This is a genomic window from Paracoccus sp. P2, from assembly GCF_046335115.1.
GTDB lineage: Bacteria > Pseudomonadota > Alphaproteobacteria > Rhodobacterales > Rhodobacteraceae > Paracoccus > Paracoccus pantotrophus.
The window spans coordinates 54,393-74,072 of the sequence record NZ_JBGOSN010000011.1 but is presented as its reverse complement, the minus strand read 5'-3'; the positions used below and the strand labels follow the sequence as shown (position 1 = coordinate 74,072).

Here is a 19,680-nt window from a genome sequence, read left to right as displayed (position 1 = left end):
GCGGCCACCGCAACACCACGGAGGCCCGTTCCATGCCGCACGAACCCGTCATTCTGCCGCCGCGCTTCCTGCGCACCAAGGAAGCGGCCGACTTCCTCAGCCTGTCGGCCCGCACGCTGGAAAAGCACCGCACCTACGGGACCGGCCCGGCCTATCGCAAGCTCGGCGGCCGCGTCGTCTATGCCATCGACGATCTGGAGGCCTGGGCCGCGCGAGGCGCTGTTACCTCGACCTCCGATCCGCGCGGTTCCGTCCTGCCGGCCAAACGCCAGACGCTGCCCGCCGGTCCGCAGCCCGGCCGCTACGCCCGCTGAGCGCAGTCGGTTCCATCCATGACGGCGCGACGTCGATCCCTTTCCGAGCGCGGGCAGCTCGATCTGTTCCGGGCGCTTCCCGGCGACTTCGCGCCACGAGACGCGCAGGATATCATGGCCTATCCCTTCTTTTCCCTCGCCAAGTCGAAGCGCATCGCGCCGATCGACTTCGCTGCCGGCAGCGTGACCATCCGGGTCGAAGCCGTTCCCGATCACGGCATGGCCACGATCTGGGATGCCGACATCCTGATCTGGGCGGCGAGCCAGATTGTCGAAGCCCGCGATATCGGGCTTCGCACCTCGCGGCTGATGGCCGCCACCCCCTATGAAATCCTCACCTATGTCGGGCGCGGCACGGGCTCCCGCGACTACCAGCGCCTCAAGGCGGCCCTCGACCGGCTGCAATCGACCACGATTTCCACCTCAATCCGCCAGCCTGCCGAGGGCCGGCGCCACCGCTTTTCCTGGATCAACGAATGGCAGGAGCGCACCGACCGCAATGGCCGCCCCGACGGGATCGAGATGATCGTGCCGGACTGGTTCTACCAGGCCGTCCTCGACGATGCGCTCGTGCTGACCATCGACCGGACCTATTTCGATCTGACCGGCGGCCTCGACCGTTGGCTCTATCGCCTGGTGCGCAAGCATGGCGGCCGCCAGCGCGATGGATGGCGGTTCGACTTCCGCCATCTGCATCAGAAATCCGGTTCCCTCTCGCCCTACAAGCGCTTCGCCTTCGAGCTGCGCGACATCATCCGGCGCCAGCCTTTGCCCGGCTACACACTCTTTCTCGAAGCCGAGATCGGCGGACGCATGCTGCTCGCCTTCGAGCCCGCCGCGCCCTGTGGAAAACCTGTGAATGGCCTCGTGCTATCAGGAACCCGGACTATCGTGCTATCGGGAACCCAAGGCTCGTGCTATCAGGAACCGAAACCGGGTTTAACGCACGGAAAAGAAAGTGGCAATCGCGCCCTTAACTTAGAGTCTAACAAAGAGTCTAACCTTGAAGGGCGCGCGCGCGATGTGGAAAACCTCATCCGCGACACCGCAAAAAGCCTCAGCATAACCGGGAAGAAAAGGGAATCTGCCGCCTCGCAGACATCCCGATCGGGCCCCGCTCAGAACGGGACGTCGGCCGCCGACGATCCCCCTGCGCCCCGCCTTCCGCTCGATCCGCCGGGAGGCCGGCGATGATCATCGCGCTCGTCAACCAGAAGGGCGGCGTCGGCAAGACGACGCTGGCCCTGCATCTCGCCGGTGAACTGGCGAGCCGGGGCAAGCGTGTCACCCTGATCGACGCCGATCCGCAAGGCTCTGCCCTCGACTGGTCGCAGCAGCGCGCGCGTGAGGGCCTGCCACGCGCCTTCGGCACCGTTGGCCTGGCGCGTGATACGCTGCATCGCGAGGCGCCCGAACTCACCCGCGCCGTCGATCACATCGTCATAGACGGGCCGCCGCGTGTCGCCTGGCTCATGCGTTCGGCGCTACTCGCCGCCGATCTGGTGCTGATCCCGGTGCAGCCTTCGCCGTTCGACGGCTGGGCCTCGGCCGAGATGCTGTCCCTCCTTGCGGAAGCCCGCATCTACCGGCCGCAGCTCGCCGCCCGTTTCGCGCTCAACCGCTGCGGCACCCGCACCGTCATCGCCCGCGAGACGGCCGAAACGCTGGCCGAGCACGATCGGCCGGTGCTCGCCAGCACCACCGGCCAGCGCGTCGTCTTCGCCGAAGCCGCGCAGTCCGGGCGGCTCGTCTGCGAGATCGAGCGCCAATCTCCTGCCGCCCGTGAGATCGCCGCGCTCACCGCCGAGGTCGAAGGGCTGGGCATCGCGAGGGCAGCGGAATGACGGCGCGCAACAGCAAACGCGGCTTCGCTGCCCGCCCGGCCGATCCCGATGGCTGGATCAGGGCCGGTGACGCGCCGCCCGCAGGTGGTGGCGCTGCGACGGCCTAGGCGCGCAGCAGTTCGGCCAGGAAGCCCGAGGCGATGGAGGAATAGATGCCGATTCGGACACGTCCGTTCTCGGATCGGCCGACCGAACCCACGTCAGTCGCCCCCTCGCCAATGACCCTGATGGCCTTGCGCGCGCGTCGCAGAAAGCGCTCGCCGGCATAGGTCAGAGATACGCCCCATGTGTGCCGGTGAAACAGGGATGCCCCGATCTCGTCCTCAAGATCAGCGATGCAGCGACTGACCGCTGCTGGTGACCGTTCGAGGGCAGTTCCCGCCTTGCGGAAGCTGCCATGCTCGGCCGCAGCCACGAAGTAGCGGAGATGGCGAAGCTCGATCGCATCGAGGGGCTTCGCCATCAAATCAGTTCCCTTTACACCGACCAACCGATTGACATGACTGGCAGATCAAACTCAGCAGGTGAACCGAAAAGTTTGCGACAGAGCCCTATCGGCAGCTTCCTACCCGGCAACACATTGATTCCTATCAACAGTCATGAGATCTTCAGGCCCGTCTTAGAGCATATCCACCTGAGCGGCTCTCTACGTAGCCCGCGCATTCGCCTGGAAAGTGGCCACAAAATATGAGCGTCCCGGCACGGCAATACTCTTCAAGTTTTCGACGGCGTATCGTTGCGGCGGCCGCCGGATCGGCGCAAAAAAGCGTCGACGTGCCCGGCGAGGTCATTTGCAGCGGATGATGCATGAGATCCGCGTTGAAGGCGGCGAGCGTCTCCCCGTTCGGGCGAAATTCAAGGCCGATCATTCCGGGCGAGTGGCCTGCGAGGTCCACAACGTAAAGTCCGGGCGCGATCTCATCCCCGGCGGCCACGGTCTCGACAAGCCCTGCCTGCAGCACCGGCTCAACACAGTCCAGAATGGAAGAAGACATGTAGGGAAACTCGCCGTGCCGGGCGGTCCAGAAGGCAAGTTCGGCCTCCGACACAAGGTGCCGGGCGTTGGCAAACGTCGGTCGCCATTCGTTGCCGTGCCGGCGTGTCAGCCAGCCGGTATGATCCATGTGCAAATGGGTCAGGAAGACGATGTCGATGTCCTCGGGAGCCAGACCGGCCAGCCCCAGTTGGTTGAGCCAATCGGATTTCCCTTGGTGCCAGTCGGGGCGGGCGGGGAAATTGCCATCTTCGCCGACCGCACAATCCACGAGTATGTTGTGGCCGGGCATCTGGATCAGGAACGACTGGTAGGCGAGAATCAACCTGTCGGTGTCGTCCTCCATGTAGTCCGGAACCAGCCAACCGCGGTTTGCTTCGACGATGCCGGACGGGAATTCGCGGAGCAGCTCCGACGCGGGGCGGGTCGGGCTGACGCAATCCACGAGTGCGTCTACCCGCAGGTCTCCCACGTACTGGGTGGTCATTCGCGGAAGCGGTCCGGTCGTCATTGGTGTGTCCCTAGTCTGGAGTTTCGGCGTCGCTCTACGTGGGCCGAGCGACGGCAGGTGCTTCGCGAAACATGCAGGTGCCGACCTTTGGGTTCCAATACTTCTTCGCACGACTTCGGATACCGGTCTGGTATGGATACAAATCCGCACGAATGCTGAAGGGAACTTAGCCCTGAAGCCAAGCTGGAGACTCGTGGGAATCCGGGCATTACTGAATCGGTATCGCTCGCGGACGCCATTGATATTGGCATTCGGAGCGGAGAGTTCCGAAAGTAACTGAAAAGAGGACATCCCATGAAACCCTTCACTTACACGGCTTTGCCGGCGCGCGTCATATTTGGGGTGGGTACCACCGACAGACTCCCCGACGAACTTGAACGCCTGGGCGTGAAACGCGCCATGATCCTCACGACGGCGCCGCAGGCCGATCAGGGCCGGGAACTGGCCGACCTTCTCGGGGCCCGCTCCGCCGGGCTCTACACCGGTGCGGCCATGCATACGCCCGTCGAGATCACGGAAGAGGCGCTGGCCCGGTACGAGGACTTGCGAGCCGACGGGGTCGTCTCAATCGGCGGGGGGTCGACCATCGGGCTTGGCAAGGCGATCGCGCTGCGTACAGATGCGCCGCAGATCGTGCTGCCGACGTCCTACGCCGGCTCGGAAATGACTTCGATCATCGGGCAGACCGAACAAGGGCGGAAGACCACCCAGAAGACCCTGAAAGTGTTGCCAGAAACGGTGATTTATGACGTCCGCTACACGCTTTCGCTCCCGGCCGTCATGACCGTGACATCCGGCATGAACGCCATCGCCCACGCCGTCGAGGCCCTTTATGCCGAAGGCGCCAACCCCGTTCTCTCGCTGATGGCGGAGGACGGCATCGCAAAGATGACTGCGGCGCTGTCGCGGGTCCGCGCGGCCCCGGCCGATCTCGACGCCCGCTCGGACGCGCTCTACGGGGCCTGGCTCTGTGCGGTTTGCCTCGGCTCGGGCGGCGTGGCCCTGCATCACAAGCTGTGTCACGTGCTAGGCGGGTCGTTCGATCTGCCGCACGCAGAGACCCATACCGTCGTCTTGCCGCATGCGCTGGCCTACAACGCGCCCGCAGTTCCCGAGGCCATGGCCGCAATGCGGCGCGCGACGGGCTCGCAGAACCCGGCGGCGGCCTTGTTCGACCTGTCCCGCGAGAGCGGTGCTCCAACGGCGCTGAAGGACCTTGGCATGCCCGAGGAGGGCATTGATCGTGCGGTCGAGATCACGCTCGAAAACCCCTACTTCAATCCCCGTCCACTGGAACGCGACGCCCTGCAGGCCCTGATGCGCGCCGCCTGGGCCGGCGAACGGCCGAGCTCCTGATCGCCGATGTCCAGGGCGCCGAGAAGATACCTGGCCTTCCGCCAATCGGTCGTCGTCAGGGCCGCGGTAATCGCGGCCATCGTCGGCCCGGTTCTCGCGATCATCAACCATGGCGACACGCTTCTGGCGGGCGAGTTGCATCTGTCCGAGGCGGTCAAGATTATCGTCACCTTCCTGGTCCCCTACACTGTCTCCACGGTGTCCTCAGTGTTCTCGATCCGTGAACAAGAGGCCCTTCTTTCCCAGTTGGGCGATCCCACGCCCGTCGGAAGTAGCCCTAGCTCCCCGTGACCCGGTCCATCCCGGAACCGCTTCGCCCAAAATGAAACGGCCCTGAGATACGCGTGCGTCTCGGGGCCGTTTCGGCTGCTTTTCGACTCGATCAGAGTTCCTTGCCGTTCAGCTGAAGTCGGGTGTGCGTCGGCACCTGCGAGATCAGCGCCTGCATCGCCATGCAGGCTTCTTCTGAAACCTGGACGAGCTTTTCGATTGCCTCCGCCGGATGTTTCGACTCGACCACGACGTGAGTTTCCACCCCCGCGCATCTTGCCTTGAATGCCCTTTCCTTCTCGGCATCCGTCACCAGCGTCGTCGAGAAATTGGTCCGTTGCTCGATCGTCAGCCGCTCGATGTCGAGTTTGTGCGGGCGAAGAATGCGCAAAGGTGTGTCAGCAGGCCCAGACGATGGGGTGTGGCCCGCCGGCTGTTCCATGCGCCCTGGCACGGGCATCAGTTTTCTGAGCTTCGTGAGGCCGCGACGTCCACGGATCGCGGCCGTCCTTGCGGATCGAGCGCCACGAATGTGAAATTCGCCTGGGTGACTTTCTCGCTCTCAATGCTGTCGCGGCTCCGGCGCCAGGCTTCGACATGGATCCGCATCGAACTGCGGCCGACGGAGACCAGATCGGCGAAGAGTGAAACCTCGTCGCCCACCCTTACGGGGCGGAGAAACCGCATCGCCTCGACCGCGATTGTGGCGCTTCGCCCTCGTGCGGTGCTTGCGGCAAGACAGCCCGCGGCGAGATCCATCTGAGACATCAGCCATCCGCCAAAGATATCGCCGGCGGGATTTGTATCCGCCGGCATGGCGACCGTTCGGATCGCCGGGTTCTTCGAAGGCGGCAGGCCGCGGTCAGACATCAGACCGCAACCGCCTTGACGGGCCGCGCTGCGCCATTCGCGGGCGCTCTCTTGCGCCCGAGGACCTGGGCCATGACGGCAATGAGATCTTCGCTCGCGCTATCGGAAATCGCGTCCGAGCGGTAAGCGATATGGAAATCCGGCCGCACGAGCAGGGCTCCGCTGTCGGTCGTGCCGCGCATTGCCGCGAACTCGCCGTACTGATCCTCGAGCGCCTGTCCGGTTCCAATGACGTGAACGTCGATGTCGACACCCAGCTTCTCCTTCACGGCGGCTGCGGCATCCTTCCAGCCGTCACCCCCGATCCCGGTCAGGATCGTGAAGCGGCCCTGGCCGCAGAGATCCTTGGTCGAGATTCTGTGCCCGCCATTGCGGTACACCCAGACGTGGGGAACCGGGGCGCCGGGACGCGATGAGGCCTGGTGGTAGAGCTCCTCATCGGCGAAGACTTCAGCTGCCGAGCCGTCCGGAACGATTGCTTCGCTCGTGTAGCGCTGGTTCATCTCGACGCCGTGCGCGTTGTAGACGTAGTCGGTTCCGGCGATGGCTTTCCGCAGCGCTTCCCGCTGCGCCTCGCCCTCGGGGCCAGCCTCCTTGCGTCTGGCCATGTTGGCGTACATCTCGTCGATGCTACTGGCCTGTGGCAGCCCCAGTGCCACGGCAATCGGCGGGAAGTCTCCCAGAGACTTGTTTGCGCGTTGCACGATCTGTTTGGCGACCGGCGCGCGTTCTGTCGTGTAGGTATCCAGCAGGCTCGGGTCGGCCTGACCCTTGAGCACCATCGCGATTTTCCAGGCGAGGTTGAAACTGTCCTGGATCGACGTGTTGGACCCGAGTCCGTTTGTTGGCGGATGCCGGTGGATGGCATCGCCTGCAGCGAAGACCCGGCCCTTTTGCAACGTTGTCGCGTACATATCGTTGACGGTCCAGGTGGAGGTGCTCTCGATCTTCACCGGCAAGTCACGATCGCCGATCAGGTTGTGAACGATGTTGCGGGCGAATTCTTCGGTGATGTCTGGCGGCCCCTGCTCGACATCGTAGCCCCAGATCGCCAGCCACTTGTTCCAGGGCCGCACCATGCGGACCACGCCGATCCCGAGCCCGCCGATGTCCGAGCCAGGCTGGATGACCCAGTAGAGCACGGAGGGCCGGTGCGCGACGTACTTCGTCAGGTCGCACTCGAAAAGTATGTTGATCGAGCCGGACTTGCCCATTTCACCTTCGAGCGGCAGGTCGAGATCGCAGACGACCTTGCTGTTGGCGCCGTCCGCGCCGATCATGTATTTCGCCCGCACTTCGAATTCCTCGCCCGAAAGACGGTCGCGCAGCCGTGCAGTGACGCCGTTGCGATCCTGAGTGTGGGACAGATACTCGGTGTCGAAGCGCAGCTTTGCGCCGTCGCGTGCCGATGAGCCGATCAGGATCGGTTCCAGATAGGTCTGCGGAAGGTCGCACATCGCGGTCGGCGAGGACTCGTCATAGTCGGCGCGACGGCGTACATCGGTGCCCCATGTGCGGATGCGGCCGAATTCCTCGCCGGCGACCGAAGCGCAGATCGTATTCTCGCCCATGAGGTCGTTCGGGGTGGCGTAGAGCTTGGCCTCTTCCTCGAGACCGAGGTCGCGCAGCACCTCCATGGTGCGCTGGTTCGTGATATGTGCGCGTGGCGTGTTGGCGACCCATCCGTATTTGTTGACCATCATGGTCTTGATCCCGTAGCGGGCGAGCAGCGCGGCGGCAGCTCCGCCGGCAGGCCCGGATCCGATTACCAGGACATCCGTTTCGATTCTCGCCGACATGGTTCTTCTCCGTGAGTTGGTCCCGCGCCCCGGGGCCGCCAGCCTTGGTGAGGCGGGATCTATCTGGCGCAGAAGGGGAAATGGTTTTCCTGTGATCCGGCCGTTGCCGGCGGGGATTGGTGGCCGGGCCGTGCCCGGCCACCCGGTCGTCAGGCAGCTTTTCCGCTGGCAGCTTCTGCGGCCGGATCAAGGGTGAAGTTCACCTCCATCACGCGGACGTCGCCTTCGTAGACCTTGGGCACCATGAACTCGGAGCCGCCGCCGTTGCAGCAGTCGTCGTCGATGTACTGGTCGCCTTCAAAATAGGCCTGGCTGATCAGGTCGCGCATGCCATCGGCGTGGATCCAGTAGTGGATGTGCGCCGGGCGCCACGAGTGCCACTGCATGTATGTCTCGAGCAGTTCGCCCGTGGGGCCGGTGTTCGGGATCTGGTAGGGAACCGGCAGGATCGAGCGGCATTCGTAGGTACCGTCGGCCGCGGTCGTGATTTTTCCGCGGTAGTACTGCGGCGGGATATTGTCGTGGATGCCCGAGTACTTGCCATCCGGGGTCGCATGCCAGACGTCGATCACAGCGCCGGCGACGGGCTGACCATTGAGATCGGTCACCTTGCCACGCATCACCATCTTGGGATGGCCGGCGTCCTGATCGCGGATCGCCAGCGACTCCGCCACGTTCGGTGCATTTTGGACGAAGTAGGGACCCTGGATGCAGGCGTGCGAGCCGCGGCGCTTCTCGTTCTCGATCTCGACAATGGTCGAGTTGAAAAACACGTCGATCAGCAGCGGGATCTCACCCGCGGCCTGGGTCTTCGCGAGGTGCTGGAACCCGGCACGGTATTCATCGAAGGTGACTTCGTGCTTGCGAAGGACGTCGCGAACGGCTTCGACGATGTCCACGGTGATGTCTTTGGTCCGGTTTGACATGTGCCTCTCCTCCTAAAGTGACTGCATTTGTCGCCATGGACCCTACGACCGGCCACGCAATACTCTCAAATACCTTTTGATCCGATTTCAAATACCGAATCCGTATCTCTCTGTGTGGCAAACTTCCCGGGATCGAGAGAAATCGAGTGGAGACAGTTGAGAAAGTGTTCCAGGATCGGCGCTTTCCGTTCGCTCGAATAGGCACAGGCGATCTGGGCGCGGATGGGGCAGTCGGCAATCGGCAGGAAGCGCAACGTCGGAAATCGGAGCGTCGCGACTGATTCCGGCACGATGCTGCAGCGCTTCCCGCTTGCGGTCAGCGCAAGACCAGCTGTGGTGTCGACGGCAGTGCTGTGAACCGTCGGAGTGATTGCCATTTCAGCGAATGCAGCAAGCACGGCATCGGCGAAGCTGGGGCGGTCGCCGCTTGGAAAGAGCACGAGCGGCAAGGTCGCGACATCCGCCATCGTGACGTCTGACCCTGAAGCGAGTGCCAGGTCCTGTGGGATCGCCGCAAAAAGTCTCTCATCGGCCACCTTCTCTACGGTTATGTTGGGTTCTGACGGATAGAACCGCGCAAAGCCGATATGGATCCGCCCGTCCCTGAGCGCATTGATCTGTTCCTGCTTGCCCATGCGGGTCAGAGAAATTTCTGTCTCCGGCAGCGCCCGCTGGAACGCACGCAGGGCAACCGGCACGGCCAGGTAGACCGGCGACCCGAAGAACGCGACATCGAGTTGCCCGATCTCGCCGGCATGCGCCGCCCGCGTGCGATCGACAGCCAGGGACGCATGGGCAAGAACCCGCTGCGCATCCTGCAGGAACGTCCGCCCGGCTTCCGTCAGCGTCACCCCCTTCGGCGTGCGATTGAACAACGGCGCGCCAAGTTCGTACTCCAGCGCCTGGATCTGCCGGCTGATCGGCGGTTGCGAGATGTGCAGCTTCTCAGCTGCCCGGCCAATGTTGCCCTCTTCGGCCACGGCAACGAAGTACCTGAGCTGACGAAACTCCATCCTGATACCTTTCCCGTATTTAGAAGCGCATCCATCGGTATTTTACCGCAAGATGCCGCCTGCGCAAAATGGGTTCAACCGAATTTAGAGGCACCCCATGCTCACGACACTCGACACCATACCGGAAGTAGCACGCATCGACCGCGTACAGACGACGATCGTCGATCTTCCCTTTCGTCGCCTCCAGAAATTCGCGCGTTTCGAGGCCCGCAACCAAAGCTCCCTGTTGATCAGGATCAATACCAGTTGCGGGGCCGAAGGCATCGGCGAGGCAATCGTGCCCTGCGGGCCGTGGTGGTCTGGCGACAGTATCGAAGCGATGCAGATCACGATCGAGCGATACCTTGCGCCGGCGCTGATCGGCCAGAACCCCTACGATATCGACCGGCTGATGTCGGAACTTGGCGGACTCGTGCGGGACAACCGGTTTGCGAAGGCGGGCGTCGAAATGGCGCTCATGGATTTGGTCGGCAAGCTGCTCGACGTGCCCTGTCAGGTGCTTCTGGGTGGGATGCGCCGCGACGCCTGCCCGGTGGCCTGGCCGATTGCCAGCGGCGATGCCGCACGGGATGCCGATGAGATCGAAGCGATGCTCGCCTCCGGTCGGGCCTCGGCCTTCAAGGTCAAGATGGGTGCGACACGGATCCGAGATGATATTGTCCGTATCGAAAGACTGGCATGTGCTATTGATGGGCGCGCCGGTCTCAGGGTCGATCCCAACGAGTCCTGGACAGAGATTGAGGCGCTCGGCGCCCTTTCCGAACTCGCGCGGATCGGCGTCGAACTGATCGAACAGCCGCTTGAGCGGCGTGCAATCGACGCCTCTGCGAGGCTGGCTGCGAAGTCACCTGTGCCGATCATGATCGACGAAGGGGTGCAGACCGAGGCCGACACGATCGAGGTGGTTCGCAAGCACGCAGCTCACCTGATTTCGCTCAAGTTGATGAAAGCGGGTGGCATGCGCGCCTCGAAGCGTATGGCCGACATCGCTGAAGCGGCGGGCATCCCGCTCTACCTCGGGACGTTTCTCGAAACGTCGCTCGGCACGGCCGCCGGGCTGCACCTTGGGGCCGGGGTCGGCCTGCTGCCGCTCGGCGGCGAAATCATCGGCCCCATGCTGCTTGCTGAGGATATCGCGGCAAATCCGGTCTCCTACAGAAATGGAGCAGCGCAGCTTCCGGAAGGTCCGGGCCTCGGCATCGAACTCGACGAAGACCGGGTCCGCCGATTCACCCGCGCGTGATGCGCGCGCGCAAAGTGGGAAGGAGAGAGCCATGACCATGATGGCTGACATATCTGAACTGCATTCCGGCACCGGCCATTGTGCCAAAGAGCAATGTGCCGGCGCCTGCGGTGCTTGCCGCGGTGATCGCTTCAAAGTGGACCCCGGAACCGTGTCGTTCCCATCCGAAGCCCAAAACAGTCCAATTCGGCGGGCGGTGATCGCCGGTGGTGGTGAGGTTCCGAGCCCCGGGTTTCTTGAACGGGTCTTCCCGTCCCTTGCCTGAAGCCATTCAGGAACCTTCGCGGCAAATCCAGCAGGGCATTTTCGACATGGACAAGACGATATCCAGCCTTGCCGGGGCGGTTTCCGGCATCCCCGACGGAGCTACGGTGATGATAGGAGGCTTCGGTGGCTCGGGCGCGCCGATCGAACTGATACACGCGCTGATCGACGCAGGCCCGAAAGGGCTCACTGTCATCAACAACAACGCCGGCAACGGCCACGTCGGGCTCGCGGCGCTGATCGAACAGGGTCAGGTCGCCAAGATGATCTGTTCCTTCCCGCGCTCGGCCGACCCCAGGGTCTTCACCGAGCTTTACCTCTCGGGCGGGATCGAGCTTGAGATCGTGCCCCAAGGCACGTTGGCCGAGCGCATTCGGGCGGGCGGCGCGGGCATTCCGGCCTTCTACACTCCGACGACCTACGGCACCGAACTTGCCGAGGGAAAGCCGACCGCCGAATTCGAGGGCCGGATGTATGTGCAGGAGCGCTGGCTGAAGGCGGACTACGCGCTCATTAAGGCCAAGGTGGGCGACTGCTTAGGCAACCTGACCTACCGGATGGCGGCGCGCAACTTCAACCCGATCATGGCGACCGCGGCGAACCGGACGATCGCCCAGGTCTCGCATCTGGTCCCGCCGGGCGGCATCGACCCCGAAGCCGTCATCACGCCGGGCATCTTCGTCTCCGGAGTCGTCGAGGTTCCGAACCCGGCGCAGGAAGAGATCCTTAACCGGCGGGAGGCGGTTTACCCATGATGCTCGATCTTTCCCCCATCAAGCTCTCGAACGCGCAGATCGCGTGGCGGGCCGCGCAGGACATCGAGGACGGAGCTTACGTGAACCTCGGGATCGGCTTTCCCGAAATGGTCGCGAAGTTCCAGCCCGAAGGCCGCGAAGCCATCTTCCACACCGAGAACGGCGTGCTCGGGTTCGGCGAGGCGCCGAAGGCCGGCGAAGAGGACTGGGACCTCATCAACGCCGGCAAGAAAGCGATCACGCTGAAGCCTGGCTCGGCCTTCTTCCATCACGCCGACAGCTTCGCGATGGTCCGGGGCGGGCATCTCGATGTGGCGATCCTCGGCGCATACGAGGTGGCCCAGAACGGCGATCTCGCGAACTGGTCGACGGGCCGGGGCGGCGTGCCAGCCGTCGGCGGCGCCATGGACCTCGTGCACGGCGCGAAGCGGGTCGCGGTCATCACAGATCACACTACCAAGAAGGGCGAGCCGAAACTGCTGGAGAGCTGCACGCTTCCCCTGACCGGCGTCGGATGCGTGACCCGCGTCTACACCTCGCTCTGCGTGGTCGACATCGAGGATGGCCATTTCGTCCTGCGCGAGAAACTGCCCTCCATCTCGGTCGAGGATCTGCAATCCGTGACCGGCGCGGTGCTGGTCATCAAAGGGCCGGTCTCCGATCTGGTCGTACCAGAAGTCTGATGGAAGAACATGCAAGACGCCTATATCTGCGCCTACACCCGCACCCCGATCGGCCGCTTCGGCGGCGGCCTCGCCTCGGTCCGCGCCGATGATCTCGGGGCTGTTCCGCTGCGCGCGCTGATGAAGTCCCACGACCTCGACTGGGCTGCGGTTGACGAAGTTGTCTTCGGCTGCGCCAACCAGGCCGGCGAGGATAACCGGAACGTCGCCCGCATGTCCCTCCTGCTCGCCGGGCTGCCCGAGTCCGTTCCCGGCACCACGATCAACCGCCTTTGCGGCTCGGGCATGGACGCCATTCTGGTCGCCGCCCGCGCCATCAAGGCGGGCGAGGCCGATCTGATCATCGCCGGTGGTGTCGAGAGCATGAGCCGGGCGCCCTTCGTTATGCCCAAGGCCGAGAGCGCCTTTTCGCGCGCGAATGAGGTCCATGACACCACCATCGGCTGGCGGTTCGTCAACCCGCTGATGAAGAAGCAATACGGCGTCGATTCGATGCCGGAGACCGCCGAGAATGTGGCTGAGGACTTCAACATCAGCCGCGAGGACCAGGACGCTTTTGCGCTCCGCTCACAGCAGAAGGCTGCTGCAGCGCAGGCAGCCGGGCGTTTTTCGCAGGAGATAACGCCGGTTGTCATACCGCAGCGTCGGGGCGATCCGAAATTCGTCGACGCGGACGAGCATCTCCGCCCTGATACGACGCTCGAGATGCTGGCCAAGCTCCGCGCGCCCTTCCGTGAGGGCGGCTCGGTGACCGCAGGAAACGCCTCCGGCGTCAACGACGGGGCCGCCGCCCTAATCGTCGCCTCCGAAAAAGCCGTGAAAGAGCATGGCCTGACCCCGATCGCGCGCATCCTCGGCGGCGCGACTGCAGGTGTTCCGCCCCGGATCATGGGCATCGGTCCGGCTCCGGCCAGCAGCAAACTGCTCAGGCGGCTAGGGCTCGGAGTTGATGCGCTCGACGTGATCGAGCTGAACGAGGCCTTCGCAAGCCAAGGGCTCGCGACCCTGCGTGAACTCGGTATCGCCGATGACGACGCGCGGGTGAACCGCAATGGCGGCGCAATCGCGCTCGGCCACCCGCTTGGCATGTCGGGCGCGCGCATCACCGGGACCGCGGCTCTGGAACTGAAACTCACCGGCGGGAAACTGGTGCTTGCCACTATGTGCATCGGCGTCGGTCAGGGCATCGCGGTGGTCATGGAAGCGGTGTGAAGTTTGCGACTCGGGAACGCTCGCCGGGCTACGCCCGGCTCGCGACAGGAGACGTCAGGGCAATCCGACGCAGAGTGATCACCTTCCGCGATCAACATATCTGGGACGCGCGGCTTCTTCGTCTTGCTTTGATTGCATAAAATCCTCTGCCGGGGCGTCGCCCTGCGCGCCCCGGTTTTGGGAGGTGACGCCATGCTCAGCATCGACTGGCGTTCACCGGCGGCGTACAGGCATACGATGCACCTTCCGGCCGCCGGGTTCGCCTGGGAATATCTCCGCCGGAACGAGGATTACCGTCAGGATTACAACGCGGCCGTGCTGACGGACCAACCGGCTGACCGTGACCTTGACGTATTTGCCAACCGTTGGGGGTTGCGATTTCCCCTGCGACCCCGACGTGCCGCCTGATTGCCAGACACCGTTCTGGAATCCGAGCCTCTATCCTGAAGCCGTGATGCTGTCACCTGTAGAACGCAGGAACGGCGACACGGAACCGATCGTTACGCTGGCCCAGCTTGACGATCTCGATTTGCGCCGCGCCGCCGATGGCTGGCATGGTATCTGGCGAGCCAACGGTGTTGCGCATCAGTTCTGGCTGCCCGGGGCGATACCGGACGCAGCGGCATTTTATGCGCTCACCCTGCCCATGGACGTCTATCTGGAACTTCGTGCACATGCGGCCCGTCGTTTCTGGCGCTCTCTCAATGGCCGGGCGTCAGGTCCCGATTTTCGGGCGTTTCCTGCACAGCGCCGGCAATGGTACATCCTGTCTTTACGGGCGCTCGACGCAAGGCTGTGTGGAGAGAGTTATCGCACCATCGCAAAAGTCCTGCTCGGCTTTCGCGGGACCAAGGAGGACTTCGAGGGCGACCCGCGCAAGAGCAAAGCGCGTCGCCTTGTGGCACATGGCACCAGGATGATGCGAGGCGGGTATCGCCTGTTGCTGCATTATCCGATCAAACTTGGCAAGCGTTGACCGCTTCAGGACTTGCTGGTCGGTGATTGCCTCAGAAGATTGCGATATCCCTCGCGCGAAAGCCATTGTGCGCGCTCCAGGTGGCTTTGCCAGCACCGATAAGTACGCGTCTCGTCGGCGACCGGGTCGCGGTGCAGGACAATCTGCGCGACTTCCTTCCAGTCCGCCCCTTCGGCCCTGGCGTCGAGAAGCCTCAGATAGGTCACGAAATGCCGCTCGTCATAGCTGGTGATCTCGTTGCCTGTCGGTGCCTCATCATCCACGTCGGGGTCGAGTTCGACGGGCGTTCCCATTGTCAATCCCCTTCTTCCCGGAGAGCCTTGCTTGCGGTGCGCCCCCGCAAATGGCCCCTCAGACCTGGTGATCGGGGAGTTCGAAACCGTGACTAGACGGCCCCATGGCCTTTAGGCGGGTAGCCCTGGACATACGCCACAGGCTCCCCGACCATAGGGTCAAGGAGTGTGGTGCCGTCACGGCCGACACCAACCGCTAGTCAGGGGTTTCGACGCCCCGGAGCAGCGCGTCTGCTCCGCTTTCATTCATAGCCGAGCCGGGCACGGTTGTCTTTACCGTTTGAGCCCGGCTGACTTGTTCTTACGGAAATACTCCCATTTCACTTCCGCCTTGAGGGGTGCCGCCAGCGCAGGGGCGCAAATGCGGCACGCTACATGCCGCACGTCGTTCGCCATGGTTCGCCACAGCCTGCCGCCCTCTCGGCGGCCGTTTGTCTGACCAACCGGAGGCGATACCATGATCCACGGCCGCAATGCCGACCTGCCGCCACGGCTGCTTCGCACGCAGGAGGCTGCGCGTTTCCTCGGCATATCGCTGCGCACTCTCGAAAAGCACCGGACCTACGGCACCGGCCCCGTCTACCGAAAGATCGGGGGACGGGTCGTCTATGCCGTGCAGGATCTGGAAGCCTGGAGTGCAATCGGGGCACGCAAGTCCACTCGCGACGCGAACGCCCGCACGGTCTTTCCTGCGCGACCGCTGACACCTGCGGAGCGGGAAGAACTCTGAATGCTGCGTGACGACGATCATAGACCAGCGCAGACGGAAGTGGTCAGCGAGCGCAGCCATCTCGACCCTTTCGTGGTGGCGACCGGGGACGCCGCGCCGCGTGACCAGCGCGACCTGATGGAACGGCCGTTCTTTTCGCTCGGCAAGCGCCCACGCATGAAACCGATTCTCTACAAGGGCGCAGATGTCGAGGTGCAGGTCTTCGCCATGCCCGAACATGGCATGGCGACCATCTGGGATGCTGATGTCCTGATCTGGGCCGCGTCGCAGATCGTCGCAGCCGAAAACAGCGGCATCCCGACTTCACGTTTCTTCCGTTTCACGCCCTATCAGTTGCTGCGTGCGATCGGACGCCCGACCGGGAACCATCAGTATCAGCTTCTGAAGGCGGCGCTTGGTCGCCTGCAATCCACCGTTGTCGCCACGACGATCCGTAACGGCCCGAACTGGCGCCGGCGGCAATTCTCATGGATCAACGAGTGGGAGGAAATGACAACACGCTCCGGCCGCGTAGAGGGCATGGAGTTCGTCCTGCCCGAATGGTTCTACCAGAGTGTTATCGACCGCTCTCTGATCCTGACCATAGACCCGGCCTATTTCCGGCTGACTGGCGGCATCGAGCGATGGCTCTATCGCGTTGCCCGCAAACATGCAGGGCACCAGCCAGAAGGCTGGGCTTTCGAGATCAGCCACCTTCACGAAAAGTCCGGCAGCCTCGCACGGCCGTCCGACTTCGCGCTCGACCTGCGCCGGATCGCCGCCCGCCAGCCGCTGCCCGGATACCGTCTCGAAATCGAGTGGGAGGACCGGCGCGAATTGGTGCGTTTTTACCTCGGAAACTTATCCACAGTGCCTGTGGATAACCATGTGGAACCTATCGGCAGATTAGGCGCAAACAGTATCGGCACATTAGGCGCAAATCGCGCCGCGCACTTTATAGAAGAATCTAACAAAGAATCTAACTTCTATTCTTTGACGCGCGTACACGCGAGCCATGGTGCCGGTGCCGCACGGCGAGGTGCGCCATGATGCGCGCACTCGACCTGTTCAGCGCCGCCGCGGGCGGCTGGTCGCTCGGCCTGCACCGCGCCGGCTTCGTTACCATCGCCGCCTGCGAAATCGTCGAATGGCGGCGCATCCTTTATGCAGAGAACAATCCCCATGTCAGACTCTACGAGGACGTGCGCGGACTCACGGCAGCTCACCTTGTTTCCGACCTTGGAGTCCTGCCCGACATCATCGTCGGCAGCCCGCCCTGCCAGGACATCAGCAGCGCCAACACCAAGGGCAAAGGGATCGACGGCGAGCGGTCGGGCCTCTACCTCGAAGCCGTCCGGCTTGTCGGAGATTGCCGCCCTCGCTGGTTCGCTTTTGAGAACAGCGCTAATCTCAGAACTCGCGGCGCTGACCGGCTGCTCGCTGAACTGGAAGCGCTCGGCTACGCCGTCGAACCGTGCGTGGTGGGTGCTGACAGCGTTGGCGCCAACCACGTCCGCAAGCGGTCCTGGCTTATCGGCTACGACCCCGAACAGCTTGCCCACGCCGGTATCGCAGTCCCAGCAGGGCGGCATCCGTCTGGAGGGTGGTTCGGGCGCGCGCCGGGCGATGAGGGAATCGGGCCTCTACGAGCTGTTCCGCAACCGCCCACTGCCGACGCCGATGGCATCGGACGGGATGAAGGATGGCGCGGGCGGCGGAGCGGGATCGACATATCCGCTGCGAATGATCCTTGCGACGCCGAGGAAGTCGGATGCGGATCGGGGTGGCCGGGGCGACGTTCTCAGCCAATTGCAGGGCCATGCCAGTCGACACGCGGGGATGATGGGAACGCCGACTGCGAACCCCGCACCGCGGGAGAGCGTTCTGCGCAAGCACAAGGGCCGGATGACATCGGACCAGGACGATTTCGACCGGACACCGACGATCAGCGAGGCGCTGCATTTCGACAGTCTGGAACAGCCATACGGTTTGATGCCGACGCCGGTAAAGCCGAACGGCGGGCGCAGGTTGAGCGCGCAGGAGATCGAGACAGGAAGGCGATTGAGCGGCGCGAAGGCGCAGATCGACACACCGAACCTGTTGCGCCATGCGGCGGAAATCCTGCCGACGCCGACGAAGAGAGACAGCAGGATGGACGGCTGGAGTCCGGCCTACGACCGCCGGAAATCTCCGACCATGGACGCGGTGATGAACGGGGCGATGACGGATCGCGCGCCGGACAAATGGGCGGGAGCGCGGGCGCTGGCGACGATGCTGCGGAGCCATGGGCTGACTGGAACGGCGGCCTTGCCCATCACCTACGGCTGGATGATGGGCTTTCCACCTGGGTGGCTGACACGCGCATTGCACTCGGCAGTCGCAAAGGGACTTCTGCGGCCAGTCTGATCGTCGAAGCTTTCGGCGACGCCGTTCTTCCGCAAATTCCCGAAGCCATTGGTGGCGCTATCCTGCGCACCGAAGCTGCGCTCGACGCGGTGCTCGCCCGCACATCCACCGACATTACCGGAGACGAACCATGATCCGTCGTTCCCACAGGAAGGCGCACGGTCGATCGCTGCCGGACGAACCCGCGCCGTTCACTACATTTGTCGAGCTGACCTTTCAGAAGCAGAGGGTCGAGCACTGGATACGCTTCGGCCGCAAGAGCTACGAACAGATCATCGACCGTCGCCGCAGCGTCGTCGGCTTTCCGCCCGGCAGCATCTTCGCCTTCGTGCGATGGGCAGCAAACGACTTTGGCACCGTAGTCTCGCGCATCGACATCGTGCGCGCCATCGGTCGCGGCGAACCGTTCCAGACCTTGCCCTTCGTCCGGCCCGGTGGCGACATCCTTCTGCGCCTCACTGGCTGGGAGAAGGTGCAGCGGGCGCTTGCCGTCATCGACGCGTTGGAAGCCCTCGGTTTCGATCCGGCCGACGTGTCCCCGGATTACTGGCGGCACGTCCACAACCGCCTGACAGCTAACCTGGAACCGAGCGCCTACACGCCTGAGCGGCACGCCGCCTGGATTGGGCGACGGAGGATCGAGCCATGACGCGCCGCCGCGTCCTCACGGTGACGGTGCTGGCTGTCAGCGTCATCGCTGCCATGAGTGTCGTCGATATGCCGGCAAGGTTGATCTGGAATGCCACCGCCAGCGCGCCCATCGGCTTCTACACAGTCGTGCCGGCCGAGCGAATCGACGTGTCCGAACTGGTCGCCATCATGCCGCCCGAACCGCTCGCCGCCTACATGGTCGAGCGCGGCTATATCGCGCGAGGCGTCCCGCTCTTGAAGCGCGTCTTGGGCCTGCCGGGACAGCGGGTTTGCCGCGCCGGCCGCACGATCACGGTTGACGGAATCGAGATGGGCGAGGCGTTGGAGCGCGACAGCCTCGGCCGCGATCTGCCCATCTGGCAGGGCTGCCGCGTCATCGGTGACGGCCAGCTTTTCCTCATGAATTGGGAAATCCGAGACAGCCTGGACGGTCGTTATTTCGGACCCATCCCCGCAAGTTCCGTCATCGGCCGCGCCATCCCGCTCTGGACCAATGAGGAAGGCGACAGCCGCTACGAGTGGCGCGCGCCGACGCATTGACTGCTTCCCCATCAGCGGGAGCGGTGCCCGCTGATGGTCTTTCCAACCTCA

Annotated in this window: 25 protein-coding genes; 17 read left to right on the top strand and 8 right to left on the bottom strand. The window is 63.7% G+C overall.

Annotated features, from left to right (window positions below; all coding sequences use genetic code 11):
• The first annotated feature begins 32 nt into the window (after positions 1-32).
• Genes ACDP63_RS09365 through parA form a run of 3 tightly spaced genes read left to right on the top strand, consistent with a single transcriptional unit; the run spans position 33 to position 2,158 of the window.
• Positions 33-314, top strand: coding sequence for a helix-turn-helix transcriptional regulator (locus tag ACDP63_RS09365; RefSeq protein ID WP_183832702.1), 282 nt, complete (start codon positions 33-35; stop codon positions 312-314).
• An 18-nt stretch (positions 315-332) separates the two neighbouring features.
• Positions 333-1,508 (top strand): replication initiator protein A, encoded by a 1,176-nt coding sequence (locus ACDP63_RS09360; RefSeq protein ID WP_409927959.1) that lies wholly within the window; start codon positions 333-335, stop codon positions 1,506-1,508.
• Entirely contained in the window at positions 1,505-2,158 is a 654-nt protein-coding gene (gene parA, locus ACDP63_RS09355) for a ParA family partition ATPase (protein ID WP_409927958.1), read from the top strand. Before ACDP63_RS09360 ends, parA begins: the two co-directional genes overlap by 4 nt.
• 103 nt (positions 2,159-2,261) lie before the next feature.
• On the opposite strand, the gene ACDP63_RS09350 is transcribed toward parA, so the two are convergent.
• Positions 2,262-2,621, bottom strand: coding sequence for a LysR family transcriptional regulator (locus ACDP63_RS09350; RefSeq protein WP_409927957.1), 360 nt, complete (start codon positions 2,619-2,621; stop codon positions 2,262-2,264).
• 145 nt (positions 2,622-2,766) lie between these two features.
• Entirely contained in the window at positions 2,767-3,663 is an 897-nt protein-coding gene (locus ACDP63_RS09345) for an MBL fold metallo-hydrolase (protein ID WP_409927956.1), read from the bottom strand.
• Positions 3,664-3,957: 294 nt separating this feature from the next.
• Here ACDP63_RS09345 and ACDP63_RS09340 point away from each other — a divergent pair, with 294 nt between their 5' ends.
• Together ACDP63_RS09340 and nrtS are read left to right on the top strand one after the other, a co-directional pair.
• Complete coding sequence (locus ACDP63_RS09340; protein ID WP_409927955.1) at positions 3,958-5,019, top strand: maleylacetate reductase; 1,062 nt, start codon at positions 3,958-3,960, stop codon at positions 5,017-5,019.
• Between the two features lie 6 nt (positions 5,020-5,025).
• Positions 5,026-5,310: a nitrate/nitrite transporter NrtS gene (gene nrtS / locus ACDP63_RS09335; protein WP_409927954.1), complete on the top strand. Its 285-nt coding sequence runs from the start codon at positions 5,026-5,028 to the stop codon at positions 5,308-5,310.
• 91 nt (positions 5,311-5,401) lie between these two features.
• Here the strand turns inward: nrtS and ACDP63_RS09330 are convergent, their stop codons facing one another.
• From ACDP63_RS09330 to ACDP63_RS09310, 5 genes are all read right to left on the bottom strand, one after another.
• Positions 5,402-5,731, bottom strand: a complete 330-nt coding sequence (locus ACDP63_RS09330) for a hypothetical protein (RefSeq protein ID WP_409927953.1) — start codon at positions 5,729-5,731, stop codon at positions 5,402-5,404.
• Positions 5,732-5,748: 17 nt separating this feature from the next.
• Positions 5,749-6,159 (bottom strand): acyl-CoA thioesterase, encoded by a 411-nt coding sequence (locus ACDP63_RS09325; protein WP_183832756.1) that lies wholly within the window; start codon positions 6,157-6,159, stop codon positions 5,749-5,751.
• Positions 6,159-7,958 carry an FAD-dependent oxidoreductase gene (locus ACDP63_RS09320; protein ID WP_409927952.1) on the bottom strand — a complete coding sequence of 600 codons (1,800 nt, stop codon included), beginning with the start codon at positions 7,956-7,958 and terminating at the stop codon, positions 6,159-6,161. The genes ACDP63_RS09325 and ACDP63_RS09320 overlap by 1 nt, the downstream gene beginning before the upstream one ends.
• Before the next feature lie 149 nt (positions 7,959-8,107).
• On the bottom strand, positions 8,108-8,884 hold the full coding sequence (locus tag ACDP63_RS09315) for a chlorocatechol 1,2-dioxygenase (protein WP_409927951.1): 777 nt from the start codon (positions 8,882-8,884) through the stop codon (positions 8,108-8,110).
• Positions 8,885-8,949: 65 nt separating this feature from the next.
• Complete coding sequence (locus tag ACDP63_RS09310; RefSeq protein WP_409927950.1) at positions 8,950-9,897, bottom strand: LysR substrate-binding domain-containing protein; 948 nt, start codon at positions 9,895-9,897, stop codon at positions 8,950-8,952.
• A 97-nt stretch (positions 9,898-9,994) separates the two neighbouring features.
• Here ACDP63_RS09310 and ACDP63_RS09305 point away from each other — a divergent pair, with 97 nt between their 5' ends.
• From ACDP63_RS09305 to ACDP63_RS09275, 7 genes are all read left to right on the top strand, one after another.
• Complete coding sequence (locus ACDP63_RS09305) at positions 9,995-11,140, top strand: muconate/chloromuconate family cycloisomerase (protein ID WP_183832764.1); 1,146 nt, start codon at positions 9,995-9,997, stop codon at positions 11,138-11,140.
• Between the two features lie 31 nt (positions 11,141-11,171).
• Positions 11,172-11,405 (top strand): hypothetical protein, encoded by a 234-nt coding sequence (locus ACDP63_RS09300; protein WP_183832766.1) that lies wholly within the window; start codon positions 11,172-11,174, stop codon positions 11,403-11,405.
• A 46-nt stretch (positions 11,406-11,451) separates the two neighbouring features.
• Entirely contained in the window at positions 11,452-12,159 is a 708-nt protein-coding gene (locus ACDP63_RS09295; RefSeq protein ID WP_183832768.1) for a 3-oxoacid CoA-transferase subunit A, read from the top strand.
• Complete coding sequence (locus tag ACDP63_RS09290; protein WP_409928006.1) at positions 12,159-12,842, top strand: 3-oxoacid CoA-transferase subunit B; 684 nt, start codon at positions 12,159-12,161, stop codon at positions 12,840-12,842. The genes ACDP63_RS09295 and ACDP63_RS09290 overlap by 1 nt, the downstream gene beginning before the upstream one ends.
• A 9-nt stretch (positions 12,843-12,851) precedes the next feature.
• On the top strand, positions 12,852-14,054 hold the full coding sequence (pcaF, locus tag ACDP63_RS09285; RefSeq protein WP_409927949.1) for a 3-oxoadipyl-CoA thiolase: 1,203 nt from the start codon (positions 12,852-12,854) through the stop codon (positions 14,052-14,054).
• A gap of 192 nt (positions 14,055-14,246) precedes the next feature.
• On the top strand, positions 14,247-14,462 hold the full coding sequence (locus ACDP63_RS09280) for a transcriptional regulator domain-containing protein (RefSeq protein WP_113501294.1): 216 nt from the start codon (positions 14,247-14,249) through the stop codon (positions 14,460-14,462).
• On the top strand, positions 14,395-15,030 hold the full coding sequence (locus ACDP63_RS09275) for a DUF2285 domain-containing protein (protein ID WP_257154256.1): 636 nt from the start codon (positions 14,395-14,397) through the stop codon (positions 15,028-15,030). The genes ACDP63_RS09280 and ACDP63_RS09275 overlap by 68 nt, the downstream gene beginning before the upstream one ends.
• 5 nt (positions 15,031-15,035) lie before the next feature.
• On the opposite strand, the gene ACDP63_RS09270 is transcribed toward ACDP63_RS09275, so the two are convergent.
• Entirely contained in the window at positions 15,036-15,323 is a 288-nt protein-coding gene (locus ACDP63_RS09270) for a DNA -binding domain-containing protein (RefSeq protein WP_113501296.1), read from the bottom strand.
• Positions 15,324-15,780: 457 nt separating this feature from the next.
• Here ACDP63_RS09270 and ACDP63_RS09265 point away from each other — a divergent pair, with 457 nt between their 5' ends.
• The 5 genes from ACDP63_RS09265 to ACDP63_RS09245 are packed head-to-tail and all read left to right on the top strand — an operon-like array spanning position 15,781 to position 19,629.
• Positions 15,781-16,053 (top strand): helix-turn-helix transcriptional regulator, encoded by a 273-nt coding sequence (locus tag ACDP63_RS09265; RefSeq protein ID WP_113334130.1) that lies wholly within the window; start codon positions 15,781-15,783, stop codon positions 16,051-16,053.
• Positions 16,054-17,082, top strand: coding sequence for a replication initiator protein A (locus ACDP63_RS09260; protein WP_409927948.1), 1,029 nt, complete (start codon positions 16,054-16,056; stop codon positions 17,080-17,082).
• Complete coding sequence (locus ACDP63_RS09255) at positions 17,082-18,572, top strand: DNA cytosine methyltransferase (RefSeq protein WP_409927947.1); 1,491 nt, start codon at positions 17,082-17,084, stop codon at positions 18,570-18,572. The genes ACDP63_RS09260 and ACDP63_RS09255 overlap by 1 nt, the downstream gene beginning before the upstream one ends.
• Positions 18,569-19,087, top strand: coding sequence for a DUF2840 domain-containing protein (locus ACDP63_RS09250; protein WP_113501299.1), 519 nt, complete (start codon positions 18,569-18,571; stop codon positions 19,085-19,087). Before ACDP63_RS09255 ends, ACDP63_RS09250 begins: the two co-directional genes overlap by 4 nt.
• Complete coding sequence (locus ACDP63_RS09245; protein ID WP_409927946.1) at positions 19,084-19,629, top strand: S26 family signal peptidase; 546 nt, start codon at positions 19,084-19,086, stop codon at positions 19,627-19,629. The genes ACDP63_RS09250 and ACDP63_RS09245 overlap by 4 nt, the downstream gene beginning before the upstream one ends.
• The last annotated feature ends 51 nt before the right edge of the window (positions 19,630-19,680 follow it).